Raw genomic sequence first — 24569 nt, forward strand, 5'->3', positions numbered from 1 at the left:
GGAGGAGGAAAATCAATGAAATCAGGTTGGAGATATGTTTCGAAAAGAAAGACAGTGGCTTTTTCCATTTTGATGATTGCTTTATTTCTGGGCGCCGGCCTTTCCATTGCCAGTTCCGCGACAAGCAATAAAAGTACGCCGACCGATCTCATCAACCAAGTGCAGGATCGCGGTAATGGAGCTCCGGGTGTCACGATGGAAGATTTGAAATCCGGTAAAGCAAAGACAGCCCCCCTACTGAAGACAGAATTGTCGGACGACATGTTGAAGATGATTCATGACAAGGTAACCAACGTTGTCCCTGAGGTGAGATTGACAGACGAGGAGAAGTTGAATTTGTACAAACAGGGTTACTCCTTTGATGAAATCGATTTGGCGGCGAGTTACGTCAATGAGCAGCGCGAATCGAACGTCGAAGAGGTATTGAAGAAGCGGCAAGAGGAATTGCGGAATTATAAGGAGAGGATAGATCGAATCAAGGTGGTCAAGGAACGTAAGGACGTCGTAAGTTACGAAACGCAACAGGAATGGCTGGCCAAAGGCTACTCCAGAGCAGAGATCGGTCAAGCCTGGGAGAATGCCAGACTCAACGGCAAATCGATGAAAGAGGAGTTGGAACAAAGAAGAGCGGTTCCAGAGAAGTTGGATGAGGGGAAGGTGCGGCAGTGAGAGTAAAGTGGTTCATTTCCATAGTATTCGGTGTTGGCTTGCTGCTCGGACTCTTTTCTACGGCTTACGCCGATCTTACGGACAACTCGGCAATTCTAAACGGGTATAATGCGCCAACGGGAATATATGAAATTAATGCCAATACTCCCTATTCCAAAGCATCCGAAAATGAAAACGTTGTTGCTGCAACGGGGAGTCTGATGCTTTCCCATGCCGATCTGGTACTTCCCGGCCGGAACGGGCTTGATTTTGCCTTGACCCGCCAATATTCGAGCAACGAAGCGGCTTTGAAGAATTTACGGGCTGTCGGGCACTATGACTATTCCTATTCTACAACCAACTATGAGAAGCATGGCTGGTATCATATCTATCAATGCGATTATAATGGTTCAAATTGTCATTACACGCAGGATGGTCATACCTATATAGATTTCGGAACTGATCTCAGTGCAGCCAGCAACTATAATTTTCCAAACAATGCCTGGCAAGATTACTCCAATAATTGCGCGTGGGTGGTGCAATTTTTTTATACCTATGTTGCATCGTACAATATTGATCATTACGAATTCAGCTACGAGAACCAGTCAGACACATATACCTTTGACGAACAGCGGTACAACATTGGCGCGGGATGGAAGTTCGCTTTTCCGGCCATCGAATTTTCCGGCAGCTATAAGTATCTGCATTTGGAAAACGGCAGCGCTTACCAAATTACAAGCGATAATAAGCTGGACAAATATCCGCTCTCCGATCTGACTTTTGCCGGCTCGTCGGAAACCATCGGGATCAATACGGCGGCGTACAAGGTCACCAATACGATCGGCCAATCCAAGTATTTCGACAGTGCCGGCAAATGGATCGGAACCAAGGATCTTTACGGAAACCAAATAACGGCCACTTATACGAATCAAGCGGTCTTTGGCGGCAGCAGTTATCCTGTCCTCGACAAAGTAACGGATTCATTGGGGCGAGTCATTCAATTTACGTATACGGTCAACCAAGTCACCGTTACTTACGGGGGACGAACAATTCAATACAACAAAACCAACGTACCCGGCGAAACTTATGAAATGGTGCTTTCTTCGGTCGTCAATGAAAATAATGAGACGGTATCTTACCAGTATTCATTTGATGCCGCATCATTCGATTTTGATCGGTATTCGAGCAAGTATCCCGTTGGGGCGCTGAAATATGCCAATCTCCAAACGATTGTTTACCCCACCGGTTCGAAAACGCAATTTGGTTATGCATCCGGAACAAAAAATTTGAGCAATGCGGGAATTGCAGGTTATTACGTCGTACGCGAACGTTATGACGAAGTAAATGGAAACAAACAAAATATGATCGAGTACACATACGACGCCAACAACTATACCGGCTACCCGCTGTACTCGAATCCGGAAAGCTTGCCTTCCAATTTTATATTTACTAATAAATGGAGTGTTATCTCGAATCCATACGCTGCAGCACCTCGTCCGTATGCTTTGCAAACGCAACAAACATTCAGCAACAAGAGCGATTTGATTAAGGTCATCCACTTGAAGGAGTCGCTATACAAGGATGAAATGAATTATACCGTAGATCCGACCTTGCGCCTTGTCACCCAGACGTCGTCAATTAATTATGATTTGGGGGCTAATACGAATGTTTCCCGGACGGATAGCTACAGCTATAATAATTACGGGAACTTGTTGTCTCATACCGACCCGAAAGGTTATACGACCATTCGGACATATTCCTCGGTTTTTCCGGCCATGATGACAGCGAAAATAACGAAACTGGGATCTGTCGAGTTGCAGAACATTGCGTGGGCGATTAATCCCAGCAAACCGGAAATTTCTTCACAAACGGTCACTTACAAGGATGACAACGGGCAAAATCAAAGCATTGTTACTGCATATAGCTACGATTCCTTTGGCAATGTCAGTCAAGTCAAAGTGCCGTCGGGAGACAATAAATTCAAGACGACCGATATTGCATACAGCCCGACCTATGGCAACGCTTATCCGACTTCTGTCAAGACGTATGCAACGGATAACGGTACACCGGTTACGATAGAAGAAAGATTTGAATACGATTTTAATACGGGGCGGATGACAGGATATCTTGATGCCAAAGCGGTTCAAAATGGGGCCGGTGCGCAGCAGAAATACAGCTACTTGTATGACGCTATAGGAAGGATTACCGGGATTGAATATCCGCTGATTACAGGTGAGACGGCACGGGCAAGCAAGTCGGCGGTGTATGCGATTAATGTCGCCAACCAGACCTCATCGGTACTGTTGACTGACGAGGAAGGCAACCGAACGAAAACAATTTACGACGGTATCGGACGCCAGCTCTCCTTTCAGACACCGGACATGACAGGAAATCTCGCGACGATGAGCACCAACCATTATAACGTTTTGGGCCAAATCGACTATACGATCGCCGGACAAGGAGCTTTGCAAGAAAGAACCGATTATACCTACGATAGTATAGGGCGCACGTTGAAAACGATCTTTGCTGACAACCAATATACCGAAAATGTGTATGACGACGTGCATCGAAAAATAACGACGTTTGATGAGAATCGGAATGAAACAAGCACCTATACGGACGAGATCAATCGAACCGTGAAGACGGAGCATGTGGATCATCAAGTCAACGAAACGATTATGACACTTACCAATTATGAGTACAATGGAGATCCTTTCCAAAAGAGTATTGTCGATTATAACGGGAACAGAACGGTTTATAAAAACAACGGTCTGCAGTTGCTGGCTTCCGTAACCCAAACGATCGATTCACAAGTGTCGCCTGCAGCAATGGAAACAACAAAATATCGTTATAATTCCCTCGGCCTGATTACAGCCAAGGTATTCGCCGACAATGCGACGGAAACATACGGATATGACGAGATGGGACGTTTAACCTCGAAGTCCGATGCGGGAACAGGCGTGGAGACTTTTCGTTACGATGCGAATTCAAACTTGATCGAAAATATCGATAAGAACGGCCAGATAGGGACTTTTCAATATGATGAAAGGAATCGGATGAAGCAAAGCCTCAAGGGAGGACAATCGACTGCGTACACGTACTACGGAAATAACAAACGGAAATCCATGATGGACACCACGGGGCTTACGCAGTATCAATACTTTGCTGACGGCTCGCTGCAAAAAGTTACGTTTCCCGATTCCAAGAGCATGGAGTACGAGTACGATAGCTTGGCACGGCGCCTGAAGATGACCGACCCCTTCGGCGAGGTGATTCATTATAACTGGGATGCACGGAACAGACTTGATTATTTGACAGTTGGTTCAAGTAGTGTCAAGCAGGTGGATTATCAATATAAGTCTAACGGTCTTGTTAACCAGGCGACTCTGGCGAACGGGATTGTATCTTCCTACAATTACGACGGATTTAATCGGCTGAAAACCCTCACGCAACAGGCATCCAGCGGGTTGATTCTTAACTTGTTCGGCTATACCTATGACGACAACGGCAATATGCTGACGAGAACGGAAAATGAAGAGACGAATACCTATACGTACGATGACGTAAATCGCATCAAAACGAATTCGGAAAACGACGAAACATACGCCTACAACAGTCGCGGCAACCGAAGTTCCCTGAATACGGAGAATACCGACCTTCCAGTTGATACGAACTATACGTACGATGTGTGGAACCGGCTAACTGAAGTTTGGCAGGACGGCATTCTTGTTTCGCAGAACAAGTACAACGGTGACGGCCTGCTATGGGAACAAACGCAAAATGGCGTGACTACAAGGTATTATTATGACGGTGACCAATTGATTGCCGAAGGAACGGTGACAGGTGGAAACGTTGCGCTGAGAGCCCGCTATCTTCGCGGCAATGGTCTTGTATATCGGGATGATGGTCTGCAGAAAGGGTATTATCTGCATAACGGACATGGTGACGTTATTGAACTGCGAGACACTGCAGGGAGCGTGCTGAATCAGTATTCTTATGATATGTGGGGGCGTACCATTTCCCAATTGGGCAACACGCCCAACCCCTTCCGTTATGCGGGAGAATTCTGGGACGATACTTCCCATTTGCAGTATCTTCGCGCCAGATGGTATGATCCCGGTGAGGGCCGCTTCATCACAGAGGATACGTACCAGGGGCAGATTGATAATCCGCTGTCGTTGAATTTGTATACTTATGTCACGAATAATCCGCTTCGATATACTGATCCGAGTGGTCGATGTCCTGTTTGCATTATCCCAATTATTAATCCTGGAACTTGGGCTGCGATTGGTGCAGGACTTGCGGCTGTTGGTGCAGGAATTGGTGTGGGGAAAGCAATTGATTCAATTCCTACGCCAATTGTTGATAGCCCGCCACCAGTCGTTAATGGCGGTATAAACATTTACATTACACCTATTGAACAACAAACAATGTCTGTTACACAGACAACGTTTGGAAATAATGATCCAACGATATTTACGACACCATTTCAAGATCAAGCGCCGACGATTTTTATAACACCTGTGATAGAACAAACGCCTACGATTCTACAAAATTCAAGAGTTGGATGGACAGCCAATGATTTTCTATATGAGGCTTTACAAAGACAAGGATTAGTTTCTCTGCCTGGTAATAGTTATCAGGAAGCTTGGGCTGATGATGGTTTTAAGTACGAAGTTCGAGTCCATCCAGCTGACCCTAATTACGATAAAACCGGTAATATTTACAGAGTAATGAGGCAACAACAAATTGATTCTTCAAATCCTAAAGCTCAAGGACTAGGTAAAGAATACTTGGGTTCAGACGGGAATTGGTATTTCCAAAGAGATATAAAACTTAACGATGACCTAGCCAAATTAACGCATATTCAATTGAATTGAGGGGTAAATATGGATATAGTCGAAGCGAATCGATTAGTGACAGAGATAAATAACTATTTACAGAAGGCATTGTGGTTTGATTTTGAAATAAAGAAGTATGCCGACCTCGAACTTGTTATTCATGGAGGCATAAGTTTATATCAAGGTACAGATATTGAAATAATATTTAAGGATGTTTTCTACATGTCTTTACCTACTGATTGGAGTTCAGATACATCTAAAGTTGTTTTATTAGTTAAAGAATCGATTGACCTAAGGTATTCTGATCCGAAATTTAAAGAGACATATTTCCACTATGTGTTTGAATTTATTGCAGAGGATTATCCAGGTATTACATGTGAAATACGAGCTAAAACAGTTGCCTATAAAATTTTAAAACCCATTTAACGGTTCTGACCACAATGCGACTAACCCTCGCATTGTGGTTTCTTTATTCCGCCGCGGCACATCCGATAGCAAAATAACCGAATAGTGTATGCGCGGCGGGAATCGATACACGAGGAGCAAGTAGCTGGGGCTATTGCAACCATCAATCACCGTTTTTCTGTAGGGGTAGCCCGGTAGCGAGTTTCAAAGCTCGGTATGATTTTGCAGACAATTTAACGATCAAGTCAATCCTGAGCAAGCCCGTAATTTGAGCGAAGTTCCTTTCTCCTTTATCCAACCGAACTTGTGATCCACCCCCATTCGATAACATCTTCGATTTTGCATGTAGATATGAGAGAGTCGTTGACTCGTAGGCTCATGCCGAAAATCGCCGTTTTCCTTCCATTTTGTATTGCGATCCGTAGTTGGTGCAGCGAATATTGCCACGCCATCACGCCTTACGAATAGGCGCATGTACACAACCATGCGCCAGAACGACAAAAACCGCTCAAATTTCAATTTGAAAGCAGGGGTGAGTACAGTTTTATTCCTCGTGAAGTCAAGCCAGTCTAAAGGCCAATTTGAGTGAGTCGGCTTACTATGAATCGGTGTTTCCTATTTGCTCTTCGGCACATAGAATGCAAACACTTCGTTCAGCATGCGAATGATGGTTGCCAACTCATCCTCTTGCCGATCTTTCAGCATCTTCAAAAGTTCGTTTAGTGCTAGCGTGTGCCCGAGCTCGAAAATATTTTTGTCCAAGTCAAATAGTACGCCAATATCGACAGCCAAGCTTTCGGCAATTTTATGGAGATTGACAATAGAGAGGTTCCTCTCTCCCCGCTCGGTAGCGCCAATATAGGACGTTTGGAAGCCCGATCGTTCCGCGAGCGCTTCCTGTGACAGCCCTTTCGCCTTCCGAATTTCCCGTATGCGTTGCCCAATCACTTGCAGTATATCCCTGTCCGACATCCCGACACACCCTTCCTACCCATCAGTGTAAGGAAAGGGATTGTCGGCAGTAATACCTGGAGGAGTGCTAAATTAATGATAAGTATTCAGTGAACCCGGACTGCAACCAAAAACAACTGAACACACAGGACATTTTTATGTCAAGATTGCAGTATGAAGAAAATCAAATTCAAACCCTATGCGGCAACCTCCTATCTACCCGTTGGCTATGAAAAATCCATACTGGCATCGTCTCCAGAATGGAAACCGCTGTTCGAGTTGTTTGTCAAAGAAGTAAGGCGACTTGAATTACAGGCGGAACACCATCGTAAAATCATCGACGCACAAGTTGCGGAGATCGAGCGTTTGGAAGCCGTCAATCTCGGACAGCGTGATCAATTATTCGGGCGCTCCTCGGAACATGTCGCCACGTCTGATGGCGATCGGAGCGACGCCAATGACAATCTACCCGTTGCGCGAACAGCGGATGCGCGCGCGCAAACACGAAGGCGGCGTGGCGGGCAAAAGGGCCACAAGGGTTACGGACGCAGCATACCCAATATTCCGGAAATCGAAGTCGTTCACGAAGTGCCCGCAAATGAGGCTTGCTGCTCGACATGCGGCGCATCGGTTGCGGACACCGGACTTTCCGAAGACGCTTATGAGGTCGACATCCAGATCAAGTTGGTGCGCATCCATCATAGGCGCAAGCGGGCCGCGCGAACATGCGATTGCCAGGCGAAACGGATGGTCACTGCGCCAAAGCCCCCGGCGATTATTCCGAAGGGGAAGTTCTCCCATGCTTTTCTTGCCTATGTGATCGTCATGAAATATGTCTTCCAGGTCCCCTTGCATCGACTCCTGCAATGGTTTCACATGCAAGGCTTGCTGCTGACCGCAAGCACCTTGATCGGGAATTTCAAAGTCCTGGGTCAGCGTCTGCAGCCGCTCTACGAGCGCCTCGTACAGATCAATGGGCAGGCCGATCACTGGCATGTCGATGAGACAGGATGGAAAATGTTTGCCCAAAGCGACAAGAAAGACAACGCCAATTGGTGGCTGTGGGTGTTCGCCTGCAAGCAAACGGTCGTGTACGTTGTAGACAGCTCAAGGTCCGCATCCGTGTTGCTGGCGCACCTAAAAAAAGGCGTAAGGGGTATCGTGAGCAGCGACCGGTATTCGTCCTATCTGAAGCTGAGCCGTCTGCGCCCGGGCATCACCAATGCCTTCTGTTGGGCGCACCTGCGCCGGGATTTTCTGAAGGCTGGGAAAGAACACATTCGCTTGCAGCCGTGGAGCCCGCTTTGGCTCGATCGTATTCGGCAGTTATACCGTCTGAACCGGCAACGATTGACCGTGGCCGACGCCGGCACGTTGCTTGAGCAAGCGATGGTGCACTTCTTTGCAGAAGCGCAGCGTGAACTGCAATCGCCAGACCTGCATCCCCGGCAGCGAACCATTCTGAAAAATACGCTGAAAAACCAGGCGGCGCTTTGTGTGTTTGTGGAGCAGCCTCATGTGCCGATGGACAATAACCGCGCGGAAAGACTGCTGCGTTTGGCGGCTTTGGGGCGCAAGAACTATTATGGCTGCCACGCCCAGTGGAGCGGCGATTTCACCGCCATCTGTCTGAGCATCCTGCAAACGGCCGCGCAACATGGCTTGAACGCACAGGCATATCTGCGTTATATTTTGGATGAGCTTGCCCATCATCCCGCAGGGCATCCCGATCTGGATGCGCTGCTTCCCTGGAAGATCCCGGATGAGCAGGTGCAAGCGTACGCCATGAAATCCGGAGGCCCGCCGTGCGTGAACATGACTTTCCCCGAAACATCTGCGGTCGGTCTGTAACCTGGGACGATGTGCAGATGATTCGCAAACTGATGCATGACCATCCCAGTGCCTTGCGTGTCGCGATTTCACGCCAGGTTTGTTTGGCGTGGCAATGGTTCAAGCCCGATGGCGGACTCAAGGATATGAGCTGCCGTGTACTGCTTTTGAAGCTGCACCGCTTGGGTGCGATTGAATTGCCGCCGCCCCAGAAAGGGAACAGCAACGGCAAGAAATTTACCACGCGCACGCCTGACGCAGAGCCGCAAGAGACAATTGGTGTCTCGCCTGGATTGCTGCGTACCCTCACACTTGTTCGCATCGATAACAAGCGTGATTCGTTGCTCTGGAATGAGTTCATGGCACGGTACCACTACCTCGGATACACGCCGCTGCCAGGCGCGCAGATCCGCTACTTCATTCAATCTGCGCAAGGCTTGCTTGGCGCGATTGGATTTTCCGCTGCCGCCTGGAAAGTGCAACCCCGCGATTCGTGGATTGCATGGCCAGCCGAGGTGAGAAAAAAACAACTTCACTTCATCGTCAATAATTCCCGATTCTTGATTTTCCCGTGGGTACACGTGAAAAATCTCGCTTCTCGCATCCTCTCGATGTGCGCCAAACAACTGCCCGGCGACTGGCAACGCACGTACGGCTACACGCGCCCGTTCTTATGGAGACTTTCGTTGAAAAGGACCGCTTTACAGGCACTTGTTACAAAGCCGCCAACTGGGTTAGGGTTGGCGTAACCAAGGGCCGAGGCAAGCTCGATCAATTCAACCAGTATGCTCTTCCCGTCAAAGATATTTACTTGTACCCACTTCACAAGCAGTTCCGACAACGCCTCAACCAACCGACTTAAGCGGGTTCACTGAATACTTACTATATTTCATTCCTGCATATAGAATCGAGGTTGTGGCTTCTGAAGCTCTTGCAAGAGAAACAGCAGTTATCACTAACTACATGGCTGATGTGGCTGTAAGAAGAGCTTATGTTGGTGAAGTTAGAGGATTAAGTAATTTGGAAACCTCTATGAGAAATTCTGGTTCAAACGTTGAGGATATTGCACGTGCCATGCACCAAGCAAGAAGAGATTTGGGTGAAAAGTATAAAGATATGACATCCCCCGCGCAACTTGAAGAGATTTATGCAAGAAATCTAGAAAAGTATGGAGACAAGTTAGGGCCATCCGTTGAATACTTGCGGAATATTCGAGGCAAGACATGGGAAGAAATCATCGAAAGTGCTAAGACTACATCTGATGATTTTAATAGAGCCGCTGGTATCTAGTGAAGGAGGAGCTTATGGAGGAAAGTATTATTTTACAAAATAACCGCCACTGGATCGAACTTATGAGGTATAACTACATTACAGATGAGAGGCAATTGATTTTGCGCGGTGATAGTGCAATAAACGTTAAAGGCATTTATGAAAAAGTAAAAGATGGAACGGTAATGTTGTATAAAAAACGGGGGCGACTCCACTTTCAGTTCAACGAAAAAGAAATATGTCTAGAGGATGATGGTCGAGTAACCTTCGAAAGATTGGATCGCAACAATTACTTTTCAATTGAAAAGTCAGGTGAGGTATTCTTTTCTATTACGTATCCCTCGTGGCGATTTGATCCGCTAAACTTGGTTGACCCAAACTTCAGTGATTCGATGGAAGAGGATCAGGATATCTATCTTTTTATCTTTAATTTGATGCAGAATAAGGAACGGCAAAAAAGAGTTTTTACTGGCGAGTAATAAAACACATGTCTTTTAAGCTGCGGAACAAGCAAACGAAGGTCAAAACTATTATCGGAGGTGATGGAACCATATGGTCGACATATCCAGTAAGATAAATTTTATTTTCAAACTTAACCCGCTTTTAGAAAAAAAATGATTCGAACTCAACCGATCGGTAAGTCATTATTTGATGTAGATGGAGAATTACAAATTCAAGTCAACGGTATTCCTTTTTTTGAAGAGAAAGAGGTATTGCTTTTTGAATTGGGAATACTAATGAAAAAATGGCTGCAAAAGATTGATAATGGTGAAGTTGAAAACTTTATTTATAGCTCTATTGAAGTTGAAGATGGGCCGGTTCTAGAGTTTCGTGTAGATGATTATAATCAGTGGGAGGTATATTCCGACTGGAAAATATCAAATACACGACATAAAATTCCAATTGACGAACTTAAAAAGAAATGTAGAGAGTTTCTTGATATCCTTCAAGCCGAACTTAAAGCGTTATATGGCCTTGAATTAAATACTGACTATGTGTAAGCGGTCTTCGCCACAATGCGACTAACCCTCGCGTTGTGGTTTCTTTTTTTCGCCGCGGCGCTGCGAAATCGAACTTTGCTCTATACAGCATATATGGAGCACAAAAATTGTTTTGAAGATATGTTGACTAATCGAATAGCCGCACGCTATATTAGAGAGGTGGCTAATTGATTAGTCAGGAGAGGTGTCATATGATCGGACTCGATTACATCATGAAAGTCTATAACGGGACATACAAGCAGTTGGCGTCGAAATTGGAAATCGCCCCACCCACCATCATGGCGTGGTTGAGCAAGAAGCGCCCTATTCCCAAAGCCAAGCTGGAGACCTTGTCCAAATGGTTTCAAATTGACGAAATCTATTTTACGAAGGAGCTGAACGAAGTTGAGAAAATTCAGATTCAAGCGGATTATTTGAGGCGGCTTTCCAAGCGGGATCGATTTGAAATAACCGATACGCATACGGACGATGACGGCACCGAATACGAATATGTGCGATGGGTCGATCCTTACGAGGACGAAAGGCGATTGCTTCATCAGGAATTAGCAATTGAAACAGTGATTCTCCAGTTGCGTTCCGCTCTGTATCAGGAGCGTTACGAACAGCAACTTCATAACGGAAGTAGTCCGATACTCGTAACGTTGGAGCGAATTGCAACGCTCTATGGTGGCTCGGTAACGGATAGTTGGGACGATACACGTAAGCAGGCATGGCAACGTCTGCAAGCGGACAGAAAAACGGCCCTGGATTCCCTGCTGTACTATATGACTGTTCCACAAGATGGATTCGGCCCCTTCTTACGGGGGAAGGACATTCTTGACGATGATCTGTTCGATCTGACCGAAAAACATCAGTTGCAATGTCCGATCGACCAAACAAACACCGAAGGGAGTGATGCGGATTGATTGCCGGATCATGTCTTATAACATAACCGATTTTGTTTCACATTTGATACAATTCCAATGAGAATGGAGGGGTGCCATGTTTGATACGATCAGAATGAAAGTGTATCCTCGACCGATTGATCCCGATAAATGGATTGCCTTACAAGCAAAGTCCGCCACTTGGCTGGACAGAGACACCGGACAACTCAAAACAAAATATAAGCTTACCGAGTCCCTGCTCCCTTTCATTGAGTATCATGACTACAGTCAGACGCTGATCATCGAACGATCGGGCGAGTGGTTACAGGCCATTTAAACCAAGCGAATTCCCCGCACCGCTTCTATCTTTTGCAAGCACATACGTCTTAAAGCCTATGCAGCAGCGGGAAGACAGCCACCACGCCGCCGAGAGAACTGACTATGTAGTATTAAATCCAGGGAAAGCGGTGGTTTGCTGCAGTTAGTAATTACCGGACCCCTCTTGTTCGCTGAATGGAAATATTCTCACACGTCCCTGCTGGCGACGAAATGGACGTAAAACGCCCCGTGGTCGCTGACGGGGGCTTTTCGCGTATTCGAGCAGGCTTTCCCCAGCCCCAGATGTATTGTCCGTTACGGCTTGGTTAAACGTGCTGTAGCCATCTACCCTGCCGCTCTTATCATGTGAACCCCACGGAGTACACATGCCTCCCCCGGTTTATTTACGGTAAACGCCCCAATGGGCGTCAAGGAGGATTGTGCGATGAGCGGTTATAGCGCCAGATTACAAAAATTGAATATTCCTTCCGCTTCAAGTTTACCTCGATCCAGGCAGGCGCGTCGACGATTACGGCAGGTCTGCTTCCGATCCGTCAAGATTCGAAAACCAAAATATACGCGATGCTGGCCACCGAAAGCGCCAGCCACACGGAGAAGCCGAGCGCAACCGGCTTCAGGCTGATGCTGAACATGCGGCGAAAGTTCGCGGTCAGACCGATGGCCGCAGCGGCAATCACGATCATGGCCGTGCCGATGGTGCGCAGCTGCGGGGCCAGCTCGTCCGATATGATTCCGGTCGTCCGCAGACCGGAAGCGACAAGGAAGCCGACGATGAACCAGGGAATCAGACGCATGAGGGTCACTTTTTCGTCCGGCCCTTCACTTCCCGTCCCGCGACCTCCCGTCTCCCCGCTTCCCGCCCCGCCAACTCCCGTTCCTCGATCTCTCGCTCCGATTTCGCGTCTGCCCCGCCACCCGACAACAAGCGCAAGAACGAGCGTGACGGGAATTATCATCGTCGAACGGGTCAGCTTGACGATCGTGGCATAATCGCCGGCTTCCTCGGTGTAGGCGTAACCGGCCGCCACCACTGAAGAAGTGTCGTTGATCGCCGTTCCGGCCCACAAGCCAAACATCGAATCGGATAAATGCAGCAGGTGGCCGATCGCCGGAAACGCAAGCGCCGCCGCCACATTGAACAAAAAAATCGTTGCCATGGCATAAGCGATCTCTTCCTCGCGGGCTTTGACCACAGGGGAAACGGCAGCGATGGCCGAGCCGCCGCAGATCGCCGTGCCGACGCCGATCAGCAACTGCAGCCGCCGGGGAATGTCCAGCCATTTTCCCAACGCATAGGCGGACCCGAAGGCAACGAGGAACGTAACCAGCATCAGGCCAAGCGAGCCGATGCCGGTCTCCCAAACCTGGCTCAGGCTGAGGCCGGTTCCCTGGAATATGATCGCCCACTGCAGCACCCGCTTGGAGCAGAAGCGAATTCCGGGCGCAGCCCGCGCGGGCAACAGAAGTGCGTTGCCGATCGCCATGCCGAGCACGATCGCAATGATCGGCCCCCCGACGATCGGAACAAGCGAGCCGATCCAGAAGGACGGAGCCGCAATCGCGACCACGATCAGCAGTCCAGGCAACAGCTTCCGAATGCCGTTCATCATGTTTCCGCCAACTTTCCGGTGTCGATTTTCCGTGCTCGAAATTTCGACTCCATCATAATGCCGGCATAGTTGCGGTTACAAATCAATCATTTCGGGCTTTTGCATAACAAAATTTTATAATTCGATCACCGGCGGGGAGGGGAGTGAAGCGTAATCGCAGCTTTCGGCGGTATTTCCGCTGCGGCGCCAAAGAGACATAGCGGTGAAAGGAGGCAAGTGCGGCTTCCGTCTGCGAAGAGGCTGGCAGTGCCGTCTGAAACGGGGTACAGTGGGCCAGAACCTGCCAATAGGCCATAAAAAATGGCCTATTCCCCCTTTTACCCGCCTCGCAACGAAAATAGCCAGCGAAAACACTGGCTATCGGGCCAAATGCAGCCCATATTGGGCTTTCCGACGCGTATTGCCAGTGAAATCACTGGCTATTTTGCGTTGAGCTGCTTTTTTTGAGCCAATAGGCCATAAAAAATGGCTTATTCCGCAACCACTGTGCCTGAGCAGGTCAATTACGACACTACCGGCCATCCCGGCGGCATTTCCGCTGTGCAACCGGGGAGCCGATTCATCACTTGGGAGCGGTACGAGACTGCTTGCCGACATTTGCGCAAACATACTGCCGGTGGGACGTGTCGAGGCAAGCAAGGTGCGTTGGGAGAAGCCGGACATATCGTGTGAGGCAGACCGTGCCGGGAGAAACGGGCCCATATCGGGACAAGCGGGCATAGGCGTCGTCGGTGGCGGGCGGCTCGTGTGCGAGCGGTCAGTCAGTAAGTAAGTCAGTCAGGAGCGGGATCCGGACATGCTCTTTGCGGTGACCAGAACAACGGCGAGCAGGCCGATGGCCGCAGGGAGGATATGGTCGAGCAGTCCGGACGCAACCAGCGAAACAGCCAGGATCGCGATCGAGAGCAGCGAGGAAGGACGCAGGCGCGGCTCCTCCTCCGGAGAAAATGGCTGAAGCGCGGCGATCGCGGGTTCTTCCTGATGTCCGGGTTCCGACGGCGTTGGCGTGTGTGCGTGCGTGGACATGTCGTCGTGGCGCGGCGTGCGGTTGCGGCGAAACGGCATACGAATGCTCCTTTCCAGATCGTTGCGGGTCGAGCAGCGAGTCTATATCGAGTCGATGTTTAATGTTGAGTAATATAGTGGGAATACTCTAAGTTTAATCGACAACATCCGATTTGACAAGGGAGAATAAACGGCAAGAGAGAATAAACAGACGGGGAACAGTAAAAAAAGCGATTGTCGGGCGTGACAGGTTGTGCTATAGTCGGGAGGAAGATTAGTGGTGTGTTGCCGTGGCGAAACGGCGGCATGTCGACTGATCGAATTTTTTAGGTCGATATGGAAACGATTCCATGGAAGTCGAAAGAGGTGAATAATCTGGCGGAAAACAACGGCAATCAAGCTGCATCGCACAACGAAACGACGATCGGGCGGGAAATCGCGGCCGAACCCGGCGCAACAGCCGAACACGGCGCAACAGCCGAACACGGCGCAACAGCCGAACCCGGCGCAACAGCCGAACCCGGCGCAGCAGCCGAACCCGGCGCAACAGCCGAACCCGGCGCAGCAGCCGAACCCGGCATAACGGCCGAACCCGGCATAACGGCCGAACCCGGCATAACGGCCGCCCTCCGCGAAACGGCCGCCCTCCGCGAAACGGCCGCCCCCGGCATTACGGCCGCCCCCGGCGCAACGGCCGAAGAGGCTGCGGCACGGCAGCCGGTATGGCAGCCGGAGCTTGCGGAAATGGCCCGGCGGCACGAGTATGCGCAGCGCCTCGGCGGGGCGGAGAACATTGCCCGGCAGCATGCGTCAGGGCGGCTGACGGTGCGCGAACGGATCGATTTGTTGCTCGACGAGGGCTCTTTTCACGAGATAGGCGCTTTTACGGGGACTGCCAGCTATGACGAGCAGGGCAATTTGCTGGACGTGTCGCCTTCGAGCATCGTCATGGGCAACGGGAGAATCGACCGACGCAAGGTGTTCGTGGTCGGCGACGATTTTACGGTTCGCGGCGGTTCGTCGGAATCGGCTTCGCCGGAGAAGATGGTGTACGCCGAACGGATGGCGTGCGACTGGCGCATGCCGCTCATTCGTCTGGTTAATACGGCAGGCGGAAGCATCAAGCTGCTGGAGAAAAATCAATCGACCAAAATTCCCGGTTACGCGCAGTGGCCGATCGGCCGCATGCTCGGCGTGGTTCCGGTGGTCGGCGCGGCATTGGGCGCATGTGCGGGGCTGGGCGCCTTGCGTGTGGCCCATTCCCACTTTTCGGTCATGGTCAAGGGGAGCAGTCAGGTGTTCGCTGCGGGACCGTCCGTGGTCACTCCCGGCGTGAAGGAGGAGGTGTCGAACGAGGAGCTTGGCGGCAGCGCCGTTCATGCGAGGGGCAGCGGTCTGGTCGACAACGAAGCGGTCGACGAACAGGATGCATGCCGCCAAATCGCCGCGTTTTTATCCTATTTGCCGTCGAGCGTCTTTCAACTGCCGCCACGCAAGCAAACCGATGACGATCCCGCCCGGATGGAGGAGCAGCTGGCCTCGATCGTGCCGCGAGAGCGCAGGCGCGTGTACCGGATGCGCAGCATTCTCGAGCTCGTTTTCGACAAGGGATCCCTTTTCGAAATGGGCCGCTATTACGCCCGGTCGGTAATCACGATGTTCGGCACGATCAACGGGTATCCCGTGGGCATTATGGCGAACGACCCGATGATGTCGGCCGGGGCGCTGAGCGATTCCGCCAGCGACAAGATCATTCGCTTCGTCGACATGTGCGATACGTTTCACCTTCCGGTTGTCAACTTTGTCGATCAGCCGGGCGTGTCGGTGGGCAGTGCGGCGGAGGAGAAGGGCACGGTCCGCAAAGCGCTGCGCGCCATGATGGCGATTCAGCAGGTGTCGGTTCCGTGGTGCACGTTTTTCGTCAGGCGCTGCTTCGGTCTTGCCGGCTGCGCCTGGGGGCCGGACGACGGCCGCTCCAACATCCGGTACGCCTGGCCGTCCGCCTATTGGGGATCGATTCCCGTGGAGGGAGGCGTGGAGGCCGCTTATAAGCGGGAGCTGGCGGCAAGCGGCAACGCGGAGGAACGGCGGCTCGAGCTTGTCGACTATTACCGCCGCTTCGAATCGCCATTCCGCACGGCGGAACGGTTTCGCATCGAGGAGATAATCGATCCGCGCAGCACAAGGCCGCTGCTGGCCGAATGGGCGGAAGACGCCTACGGCTTGCTGCCCGGGCAGCTTGGCGTCAAGGGCCGGACCATGCGCGTATAGCCGCCGGTGTTCGTTATTGTGTAGGCCGCCGCTTCCATTGCTCAACGTCCGGATCATTTCGGGAAACGCCCGATTGACGGAATCTCGAAAATGTGAAACAATAACCTGGAAACGATTCCACGAAAGCGAGCCAGAACAGGCGGTTGAACAGCGATGGACAAAAAGTCGAAAGTAACGATCAAGGACGTGGCAATCCGCGCCGGCGTCGGGGTGGGAACGGTGTCAAGGGCGATCAACGGCTCGCACGCGATTAACCCGGAGACGAAGAAGAAGGTGCTGGACAGCATCCAGGAGCTCGGCTACGTGCCGGATCCGGTTGCGCAAAGCATGCGTTCCGGCAAGTACAAGAGTGTCGCCTATTTCGTCAATGACATCTCGAACATGGCGCTCGCCAATGTGGCCAAGGGGATGCAGGATTACCTGGAGCGAATGGGGTACACGCTGATTCTGTACAACACCGGCGACGCCGATTTGACGGAGAAGGTGCGGTCGGTCATCCAGGGGCGCAAGCTCGACGGCATCGTGCTGTCGATTCCGCGGGAGAACGACGAGGAGTTGAACGCGCTGCTCGCCGAAACGAATTTGCCGATCGTGACGATCGACCGGCAATTGCCGGGCATTCCCGCAGGGGTGTTGACCGACTACACCTCCGGCGTCAAGGAAGCGGTACGGTATTTGTTGTCGCTTGGCCATCGCGGGATCGTGCTGCTGACCGGAACGAGGCATATTCTGCCTACCCGGCTCATTACACAGAGCTTCACCGAAGCATTCGCCGAAGCCGGACTGTCTTGCGGCGACGACGCCGTCATGGAAGGCGAATTCACCATCGAGTTCGGCCGGCGGGCCGTACAAGCGCTGCTGCCGCAAATTCGCAGCAAGCGGAAGACGGCGATCATGACGCTGAACAACAATATTTTTAAGGGCGTCCTGCAGACGACGCGGGAGCACGGCATCGAATACCCGCAGGACATCTCGCTGATTTCCGGCGAGGACTCGGATTTGTCGCAGTTCCTGATGCCGGCGGTAACGATCATCAGCCGTCCGCTGACGGAGATCGGGCAGAACGTCGCCAAATACCTGGTTCGTTATATCTCCGACCCGGTTGCCGGCAAAACTGCCGCACCTTTCCGCATGGAAACCGGATTGATCGTCAGGGACTCCTGCCGGGCGGTGGCGTTGCCGTAAGCCCGGCCGCCGGAGAGCGGGAGCCGTCCGTTCGCCGACGCGAACCCGGTCCCGATCCGGCTGCTGCGTTGCGGTCCATGCGCGAGGTCGGAGGGTGTCCGTTTCTCATGCATGGAAACGATTCCATGAAGTTGTACAAGGAGGAAAACCAGTTGAGCAGGTTAGGCATCCAAATGGCGGGGGAGCGGCTCGGGGAGCTGGTCAAGTCGGGGGACCACGTGTTTTTGCCCGGCAGCGGCTGTGTGCCCGTCGGCTTCCTGCGCCAGTTATTGGCGCGAAAGGAAGCGCTGCGCGATGTGCGATTGTGCCACCCGACGGCGTGGGGGCCGTTTCCTTACGGCAAGCCGGAGTTTGCCGGCCATTTTCGCGGGCTGTCGTTTTTTCTGTCGGCCAATGCAAGACGCGCCTGGGCGGACGGCTGGGGCATCGACTTCGTGCCGGTGCGGCTTTCGGCCATTTCGGCGCTGATCGAAGGCGATCTGACGCCGGTGGACGTAGCGGTGCTGCATTTATCTCCGCCCGACGAACGCGGCTATTGCTCGATCGGACCGTACTGCGCTTATATGCATGCGATGCGCAAGCGAGCCCGGCTGGTGATCGGGCAGATCAACCGGCATATGCCCCGGGCATGCGGAGAGACGGAGGTGCATGTCAGCGAACTGGATTATTACGGGGAGCTTGACGAGCCGCTTGTTGCCGTTCCGCCCGTTGCTTTCGGCGAGGTTGAGGCGCAGATGGCCCGCCACGTCGCTTCGCTTGTCGCCGACGGCGATACGATTCAGATCGGGCGCGGCGGCATCCCGCAAGCGGTTGTCGGCGAGCTTGGCGATCGCCGCGACCTCGGCGTTCATTCCGAATTAATCTCCGACTGGATCGTCGAATTGACCGAGCGGGGCGTGGTGACGGGGGCGAAGAAGTCGCTGCATCCGGGCGTAAGCGTGGCGACGATCAGCGACGGCAGCCAGCGGTTCTACGATTTTGTTCACGGCAACGACGCGGTTCGTTTCATGCCGTCGGAATATGTGAACGACCCGCGGGTCATTGCGCTGAACGACAATCTCGTTTCGATCAATACGGCGGTCGAAGTCGACTTGACCGGACAGATCAACGCGGAGAGCGTCGGCCACCGGCTGATCAGCGGAACGGGCGGGTTGCTCGATTTTGCCCTCGGCGCCCAGTCGGCGCGCGGCGGACGCTTCATTGTGGCGATGCCGTCCACGGCGCTCGGCGGCAGCGCGTCGCGCATCGTAGCCGCGCTGCCGGCAGGCACGGCGGTTACGGTACCGCGCACGCTGGCGGATATCGTGGTAACCGAATACGGCATCGCCCGGCTGCGCGGACGCACGCTGGAGCAACGGATGCAGAGCCTGATCGCCATCGCCCACCCGAGCTTCCGCGAAACGCTGGAGCGGGAAGCGGCGGCGGTTTATGTGCGGCAACGATAACGGACAGGGGGAGCGAAGCATGAAATTTGCGGCGGAAATAGCCGAACATCAGCGCCGGAAGGAGAAGGCGCTGGCCATGGGCGGCGCCGACAAGCTGGAGAAGCGGCGACAGGCGGGCATTCTGAATGCGCGCGAACGAATCGGGCGGCTGTTCGATCCGAACAGCTTCTTCGAAACCGGATTGTTCGGCACCTCCATTCACGCGGACAAACGGGAGAAGTCGCCGGCAGACGGCAAGATAACAGGGTTTGGCAAAATCGAAGGGCGCGAGGCGGGCGTCATTTCCAATGATTTTACGGTTATGGGGGCGTCCAGCAGCGCGACGAATTCGCGCAAGATGGCTTATGTCAAGGATATGGCCAAAAAACGCGGCTTCCCGGTCGTTTTCCTCGGCGAATCGACCGGCGCTCGCATGCCGGACATTATGGGCGCGGCGGGCATTGCCGGAGGCAACCATCCCGATCAATATTTGCGCATGCGGGAGACGCCGTGGGCTTCGGCAGTGCTCGGCTACTGCTTCGGCTCCTCGGCCTGGTATTCGGCGATGGCCGATTTCACCGTGATGCGCAAGGGCGCATGCCTTGCCGTTTCCAGCCCGCGGCTCGCGTCGCTTGCCACGCGGGAAGCGGTGGACGACGAGACGCTCGGCGGCTGGAAGCTGCACGCCGATATGACCGGCCTGGTCGACCTTGTCGTCGATACGGACGAAGAAGCGCTTGCCGCGGTCCGGCGGTTTCTCGGTTATTTGCCCGGGCATCACAAGGAAGCGCCGCCGCGATTGGCCGTTCCGGCCGGATCGGACGAAGCGTGCGGCGGCATGCTCGACTTGATTCCGGAATCGCGGCACCAGGTGTACGACGTCAAAAAAGTGATAAAAGCGGTGCTGGACCGCGACAGCTTCTTCGAATTGAAGGCCCGCTTCGGCAAAACCGCGGTTACCGCGCTCGGCCGGCTGGACGGGCGCAGCGTCGGCGTCATCGCCAACAACCCGCTGCACAAAGGGGGAGCGATCGATGCGGATGCTTGCGACAAAATTACCTCCTTCCTCGTCCTGTGCGATTCTTACAACATTCCGATCGTATTCATGGTCGATCAGCCGGGTTTTCTGATCGGCGTGGAGGCGGAGAAACGGCGCATGCCGGGCAAGGTGATGAACTGGATGAACGCGCTCGCGCTGTGCACCGTGCCGAAAATTTCGCTCATTCTGCGCAAAAGCTACGGTCAGGCGGTGCTTAACATGGGCGGCAACGGCAATGCCCACGAGGTTGCCGCCTGGTTCACGGCGGAAGTGAGCTTCATGGACCCGGCCTCCGCCGCCGGCATTGTGCACGGGATTACGCGGGAAGCCGATCCGGAGCGCTTCGAGGCGCATCTGAAGGAAATGTCCAAGGGGAATACGGCCTATGACCTCGCTTCCGTATTCGGCGCGCAAGCGGTGATCGATCCGCGCGATACGCGGGCCTACCTGGCCCGCAGCCTCGACATTCACGAACTGCGGCTCACCGCCGGCGTGGGCGAACATCTGATGCGAACATGGCCGACGAGCTATTGAAACGGCGGCCGATGGTTCGGAACACGGGAAGGAGAGAAGGGCATGTTTAAGAAAGTGTTGATCGCCAATCGCGGCGACGTGGCCGCCAGGGTGATTCGTACGCTGCGGACGCTTGGCATTCGTTCCGTCGCCGTTTATTCGGATGCCGATGTTGGGGCGCCGTGGCTGCAAGCCGCGGACGAAGCGTACCGCATCGGCGAGGCGCCGGCATTGGCCAGTTATTTGAACCAGGACGCGCTGCTGCGGGCGATCCGGCTGTCGGGAGCGGACGGCGTTCATCCCGGATACGGCTTCCTTGCCGAAAATGCGGCATTCGCCATGCGGGTCGTGCAGGCCGGCGCCGCATTCATCGGCCCGTCGCCGCGATGGATCGAGATGATGGCGCACAAGCAGCGGGCGCGGGAAATCATGCAGGCGCACGGCATGCCGATCGGCGCAGGCTCGGGCGTGCTTGACGGCGACGCCGGCCGCAGCAGGGAGGAGGCGCGGAAGATCGGGTATCCGGTGCTGATCAAACCGGCGGGCGGCGGCGGCGGCATCGGCATGCTGCCCGTCTACGCGGAGGAAGAGCTGGAGAAACAGCTGGAGCGCGCGCGTTCGCTGGCGTCCAAGGCGTTTGCCGACGGCGACGTGTATTTGGAGAAGTATCTGGAACGGCCGAGACACATCGAGTTTCAACTGCTTGGCGATGCCCGCGGGGCCGTCTGCCACTTGTTCGAGCGCGATTGTTCGGTGCAGCGGCGGCACCAGAAGGTGATCGAGGAGGCGCACGCTCCGAATATGGAGCGGGGCGAGCTGAACGCGATGGCGGACCGGGTGGCGGAAGTGCTGCGCGGCATCGGGTACGACAATATCGGCACGGTGGAAATGCTGCGTGGCGCGGACGGCACGTTCCGCTTTCTCGAGATGAATACGCGGCTGCAGGTGGAGCATGCGGTAACGGAGGAAATTACCGGCATCGATCTGGTTGCGGCGCAGATCAAGTCGGCCGCCGGGCTGCCGCTTGGCGAAATCATTCCCGGTCCGGTTGCGGCCCGCGGGCATGCGATCGAGGTGCGCATTTATGCGGAGGACCCGGTCCGCTTCCTGCCGTCGCCGGGCAAGCTGGAGCTGTTCCGCCCGCCGCACGCGGAGCGGGTGCGCGTGGAAACCGGTTATGCCGAAGGCATGAGCGTCACGCCTTATTACGATCCGATGGTGGCGAAAGTGATCGTGCAGGGCGAAACTCGCGCAGCCTGCATCGAACGGATGGCGGAAGCGCTGCGGCAATTTGAAGTGCGCGGCATCAAGACGAATATTTCCTTCCTGCTGAGGATGCTGGAGTCGGAGCTGTTCCGCTGCGGCGACGTGCATACCGGTCTTGTTCAGGAACTGCTCGCGGTCAAACAGGAACGATCGTCATAATCGAAACAAGGAGGCTGATCAGCGATGGCACTTATTCATGTAGAAGCGCAAATTACCGGATCGGTGTGGAAAATTGAAGTGAAGCCGGGCGACCGGGTGGCGGAGGATGACACGCTGCTGATCATGGAATCGATGAAAATGGAAATTCCGCTGCTGGCGCCCGAGGACGGCACGGTCAAGGAAATCGTCGTGAGCGAAGGAAGCGTCATCACCGAAGGCACTGTCGCCGTTATTATTGAAACGTGACGGCAGCGGAAGGAGCGGCAATCATGACGAGGGAAGACGCGGTGCAGGCGGAGCAGTCAAACGGCATTCTGGTGCTGACCGTAAGTCGGCCGCAAGCGCTTAACGCGCTCAATCGCCGCATCCTTGCCGAGCTTCGCAGCCGGCTGCTGCAGGCGGAGCGGGACGACGCGGTGCGCGTGACGGTCATCACCGGCGAAGGCGGCAAAGCGTTCGCCGCCGGGGCGGACATCGGCGAGTTTATGGACCTGGCCGACGAGCAGGCGGGCCGCGAGTATGCGCGGCACGGCCAGGAGATATTCGCGATGATCGCGAGCCTGACCAAGCCCGTCATAGCGGCGATCAACGGCTACGCGCTTGGCGGCGGCCTGGAGCTGGCGCTGGCCTGCGATATTCGCTGCGCCTCGGAGCGGGCGACGTTCGGCTTCCCGGAAGCGACGCTCGGCATCCTGCCGGGCTTCGGCGGCATCGAACGGGCGGCCCGATTGATCGGACGCAGCGCCTCGCTGCAGCTTATGCTGACGGGCATGCCGATCGATGCGGCGGAAGCGTTGCGGCTTGGACTGGTGGATCGTGTGGTTGCCCACGACGGCCTGATGCGGGAGGTGCTGGCCCTTGCCGCGCGAATGGCGGAGCAGCCGCCGGCGGCGCTGGCCGCCATCAAGGAATGCCTGGGGCGCGGGATGGAGGCGGAGGCAGCGTTGTTCGGCAGGCTTGTCGTCAGCGACGAGGCCCGATCGCGTTGTCGCGCCTTCCTGGAGAAACGACGGCGATAGTGCAGCTGCAGGGGCAAACGAGGGAAGGGGAAGAGAGCATTGGAACGGAATCGTTTGTTTGTCGTCGGGGCCGGACGGATGGGGAGCGGTATCGCCCAAACCGCGGCTGCGTCGGGCTTGTTGGTCACGTTGTACGATTGGCGCGAGGAAGAGGCGCGGCGGGGATTGGCGCGCATTCGCCGCAGTCTGGACCGCGAGGCGGAGCAAGGCGGCATAACGGAAGCCGATGCCGCCGCGATTATGGGGCGGTTGAGCGCGGCCGGCGACTTGCGTGCTGCCGCAAACGCCGACCTCGTCATCGAGGCGGTCACGGAAGAGCTGGAAGCGAAGACGGCTCTGTTCCGGGAGCTTGATACGCTCTGCCCGGAGGAAACGCTGTTCGCCACGAATACTTCCTCGCTTTCCATCACCCGGATTGCGGCTGCCACGAAGCGGCCGTCCCGGGTCATGGGCATGCACTTCATGAACCCGGTGCCGGTTATGCGGCTCGTGGAGCTCATTCGCGGGCTTGCGACGTCGGACGACACGTTTGCCGCCATCCGCGCGCTGGCGCTGCAAATGGGCAAAACGCCGGTCGAGGTGCGCGACACGCCCGGCTTTGTCGTGAACCGGCTGCTGCTGCCGATGATCAACGAAGCCGTATTCCTGCTGCAGGAAGGCGCTGCCGCCCCCGCGGCCATCGACCGGGCGGCGACGCTGGGGCTGAGCCATCCGATGGGTCCGCTTGCCCTAGCCGACATGATCGGTCTGGATACGTGCCTGGCGATTATGGACGTGCTGCATGCCGATTTTGGCGATTCGAAGTACCGGCCTTGTCCGCTCCTGCGTTGCTATGTGGATGCCGGCTGGCTCGGGAAGAAGTCGGGCCGGGGCTTTTACGAGTATCCGGGGTAGCGGCGCGAGGAACGGATTGCGGTTTCGTTGCAGGTTT

At 54.1% G+C, this 24569-nt stretch carries 22 protein-coding genes; 19 read left to right on the plus strand and 3 right to left on the minus strand.

The features are described from left to right. Positions 1 to 15 precede the first annotated feature (15 nt). Genes EXY20_RS15580 through EXY20_RS15590 form a run of 3 tightly spaced genes read left to right on the plus strand, consistent with a single transcriptional unit; the run spans position 16 to position 5915 of the window. Positions 16 to 669, plus strand: a complete 654-nt coding sequence (locus tag EXY20_RS15580) for a hypothetical protein (protein WP_135552675.1) — start codon at positions 16 to 18, stop codon at positions 667 to 669. Then, positions 666 to 5528, plus strand: coding sequence for an RHS repeat domain-containing protein (locus EXY20_RS15585; RefSeq protein WP_135552677.1), 4863 nt, complete (start codon positions 666 to 668; stop codon positions 5526 to 5528). Before EXY20_RS15580 ends, EXY20_RS15585 begins: the two co-directional genes overlap by 4 nt. 9 nt (positions 5529 to 5537) lie before the next feature. After that, positions 5538 to 5915, plus strand: a complete 378-nt coding sequence (locus EXY20_RS15590; RefSeq protein ID WP_135552679.1) for a hypothetical protein — start codon at positions 5538 to 5540, stop codon at positions 5913 to 5915. A 594-nt stretch (positions 5916 to 6509) separates the two neighbouring features. Here EXY20_RS15590 and EXY20_RS15595 read toward each other — a convergent pair. Continuing rightward, positions 6510 to 6866, minus strand: coding sequence for a helix-turn-helix domain-containing protein (locus tag EXY20_RS15595; protein ID WP_135552682.1), 357 nt, complete (start codon positions 6864 to 6866; stop codon positions 6510 to 6512). Positions 6867 to 7019: 153 nt separating this feature from the next. On the opposite strand from EXY20_RS15595, the gene tnpC reads away from it, so the two are divergent. The 8 genes from tnpC (at position 7020) to EXY20_RS15630 (ending at position 12145) form a co-directional block, all read left to right on the plus strand. After that, entirely contained in the window at positions 7020 to 8696 is a 1677-nt protein-coding gene (gene tnpC, locus EXY20_RS15600; protein ID WP_135552685.1) for an IS66 family transposase, read from the plus strand. Positions 8697 to 8713: 17 nt separating this feature from the next. Beyond that, positions 8714 to 9424 (plus strand): Druantia anti-phage system protein DruA, encoded by a 711-nt coding sequence (locus tag EXY20_RS15605; protein ID WP_207671276.1) that lies wholly within the window; start codon positions 8714 to 8716, stop codon positions 9422 to 9424. Beyond that, positions 9349 to 9537: a Druantia anti-phage system protein DruA gene (locus tag EXY20_RS40645; RefSeq protein ID WP_207671277.1), complete on the plus strand. Its 189-nt coding sequence runs from the start codon at positions 9349 to 9351 to the stop codon at positions 9535 to 9537. Before EXY20_RS15605 ends, EXY20_RS40645 begins: the two co-directional genes overlap by 76 nt. A 53-nt stretch (positions 9538 to 9590) precedes the next feature. Next, a complete protein-coding gene (locus EXY20_RS15610; RefSeq protein ID WP_207671278.1) occupies positions 9591 to 9965 on the plus strand; it encodes a hypothetical protein in 375 nt (124 codons plus the stop codon). A 14-nt stretch (positions 9966 to 9979) separates the two neighbouring features. Continuing rightward, complete coding sequence (locus EXY20_RS15615; RefSeq protein ID WP_135552687.1) at positions 9980 to 10423, plus strand: hypothetical protein; 444 nt, start codon at positions 9980 to 9982, stop codon at positions 10421 to 10423. Positions 10424 to 10558: 135 nt separating this feature from the next. Beyond that, a complete protein-coding gene (locus EXY20_RS15620) occupies positions 10559 to 10945 on the plus strand; it encodes a DUF7878 domain-containing protein (protein WP_135552689.1) in 387 nt (128 codons plus the stop codon). A gap of 191 nt (positions 10946 to 11136) precedes the next feature. Next, positions 11137 to 11850 (plus strand): hypothetical protein, encoded by a 714-nt coding sequence (locus tag EXY20_RS15625; protein ID WP_135552691.1) that lies wholly within the window; start codon positions 11137 to 11139, stop codon positions 11848 to 11850. Between the two features lie 76 nt (positions 11851 to 11926). Beyond that, positions 11927 to 12145, plus strand: coding sequence for a hypothetical protein (locus tag EXY20_RS15630; RefSeq protein WP_135552693.1), 219 nt, complete (start codon positions 11927 to 11929; stop codon positions 12143 to 12145). A 535-nt stretch (positions 12146 to 12680) separates the two neighbouring features. On the opposite strand, the gene EXY20_RS15635 is transcribed toward EXY20_RS15630, so the two are convergent. Together EXY20_RS15635 and EXY20_RS15640 are read right to left on the minus strand one after the other, a co-directional pair. Continuing rightward, entirely contained in the window at positions 12681 to 13754 is a 1074-nt protein-coding gene (locus EXY20_RS15635; RefSeq protein ID WP_135552695.1) for a YeiH family protein, read from the minus strand. A gap of 780 nt (positions 13755 to 14534) precedes the next feature. Further along, positions 14535 to 14822: a hypothetical protein gene (locus tag EXY20_RS15640; protein ID WP_135552697.1), complete on the minus strand. Its 288-nt coding sequence runs from the start codon at positions 14820 to 14822 to the stop codon at positions 14535 to 14537. Between the two features lie 306 nt (positions 14823 to 15128). Between EXY20_RS15640 and EXY20_RS15645 the strand changes: the two genes are divergently transcribed. From EXY20_RS15645 to EXY20_RS15680, 8 genes are all read left to right on the plus strand, one after another. After that, positions 15129 to 17033 carry a carboxyl transferase domain-containing protein gene (locus tag EXY20_RS15645; RefSeq protein ID WP_235885948.1) on the plus strand — a complete coding sequence of 635 codons (1905 nt, stop codon included), beginning with the start codon at positions 15129 to 15131 and terminating at the stop codon, positions 17031 to 17033. A 153-nt stretch (positions 17034 to 17186) separates the two neighbouring features. Further along, complete coding sequence (locus EXY20_RS15650) at positions 17187 to 18218, plus strand: LacI family DNA-binding transcriptional regulator (protein WP_135552699.1); 1032 nt, start codon at positions 17187 to 17189, stop codon at positions 18216 to 18218. A gap of 152 nt (positions 18219 to 18370) precedes the next feature. Further along, positions 18371 to 19663 carry an acetyl-CoA hydrolase/transferase family protein gene (locus EXY20_RS15655; protein WP_167859259.1) on the plus strand — a complete coding sequence of 431 codons (1293 nt, stop codon included), beginning with the start codon at positions 18371 to 18373 and terminating at the stop codon, positions 19661 to 19663. Positions 19664 to 19682: 19 nt separating this feature from the next. Next, positions 19683 to 21215 carry an acyl-CoA carboxylase subunit beta gene (locus tag EXY20_RS15660; protein ID WP_135552703.1) on the plus strand — a complete coding sequence of 511 codons (1533 nt, stop codon included), beginning with the start codon at positions 19683 to 19685 and terminating at the stop codon, positions 21213 to 21215. A gap of 42 nt (positions 21216 to 21257) precedes the next feature. Next, positions 21258 to 22619 carry an acetyl-CoA carboxylase biotin carboxylase subunit gene (locus EXY20_RS15665; RefSeq protein ID WP_135552705.1) on the plus strand — a complete coding sequence of 454 codons (1362 nt, stop codon included), beginning with the start codon at positions 21258 to 21260 and terminating at the stop codon, positions 22617 to 22619. A 24-nt stretch (positions 22620 to 22643) separates the two neighbouring features. After that, positions 22644 to 22865, plus strand: coding sequence for a biotin/lipoyl-binding carrier protein (locus tag EXY20_RS15670; protein ID WP_135552707.1), 222 nt, complete (start codon positions 22644 to 22646; stop codon positions 22863 to 22865). Between the two features lie 23 nt (positions 22866 to 22888). Further along, positions 22889 to 23638 carry an enoyl-CoA hydratase/isomerase family protein gene (locus EXY20_RS15675; RefSeq protein WP_135552709.1) on the plus strand — a complete coding sequence of 250 codons (750 nt, stop codon included), beginning with the start codon at positions 22889 to 22891 and terminating at the stop codon, positions 23636 to 23638. Between the two features lie 39 nt (positions 23639 to 23677). Continuing rightward, positions 23678 to 24532, plus strand: coding sequence for a 3-hydroxybutyryl-CoA dehydrogenase (locus EXY20_RS15680; RefSeq protein ID WP_135552711.1), 855 nt, complete (start codon positions 23678 to 23680; stop codon positions 24530 to 24532). The last annotated feature ends 37 nt before the right edge of the window (positions 24533 to 24569 follow it).

It is taken from the genome of Paenibacillus cymbidii (genome assembly GCF_004764705.1).
GTDB lineage: Bacteria > Bacillota > Bacilli > Paenibacillales > NBRC-103111 > Paenibacillus_AN > Paenibacillus_AN cymbidii.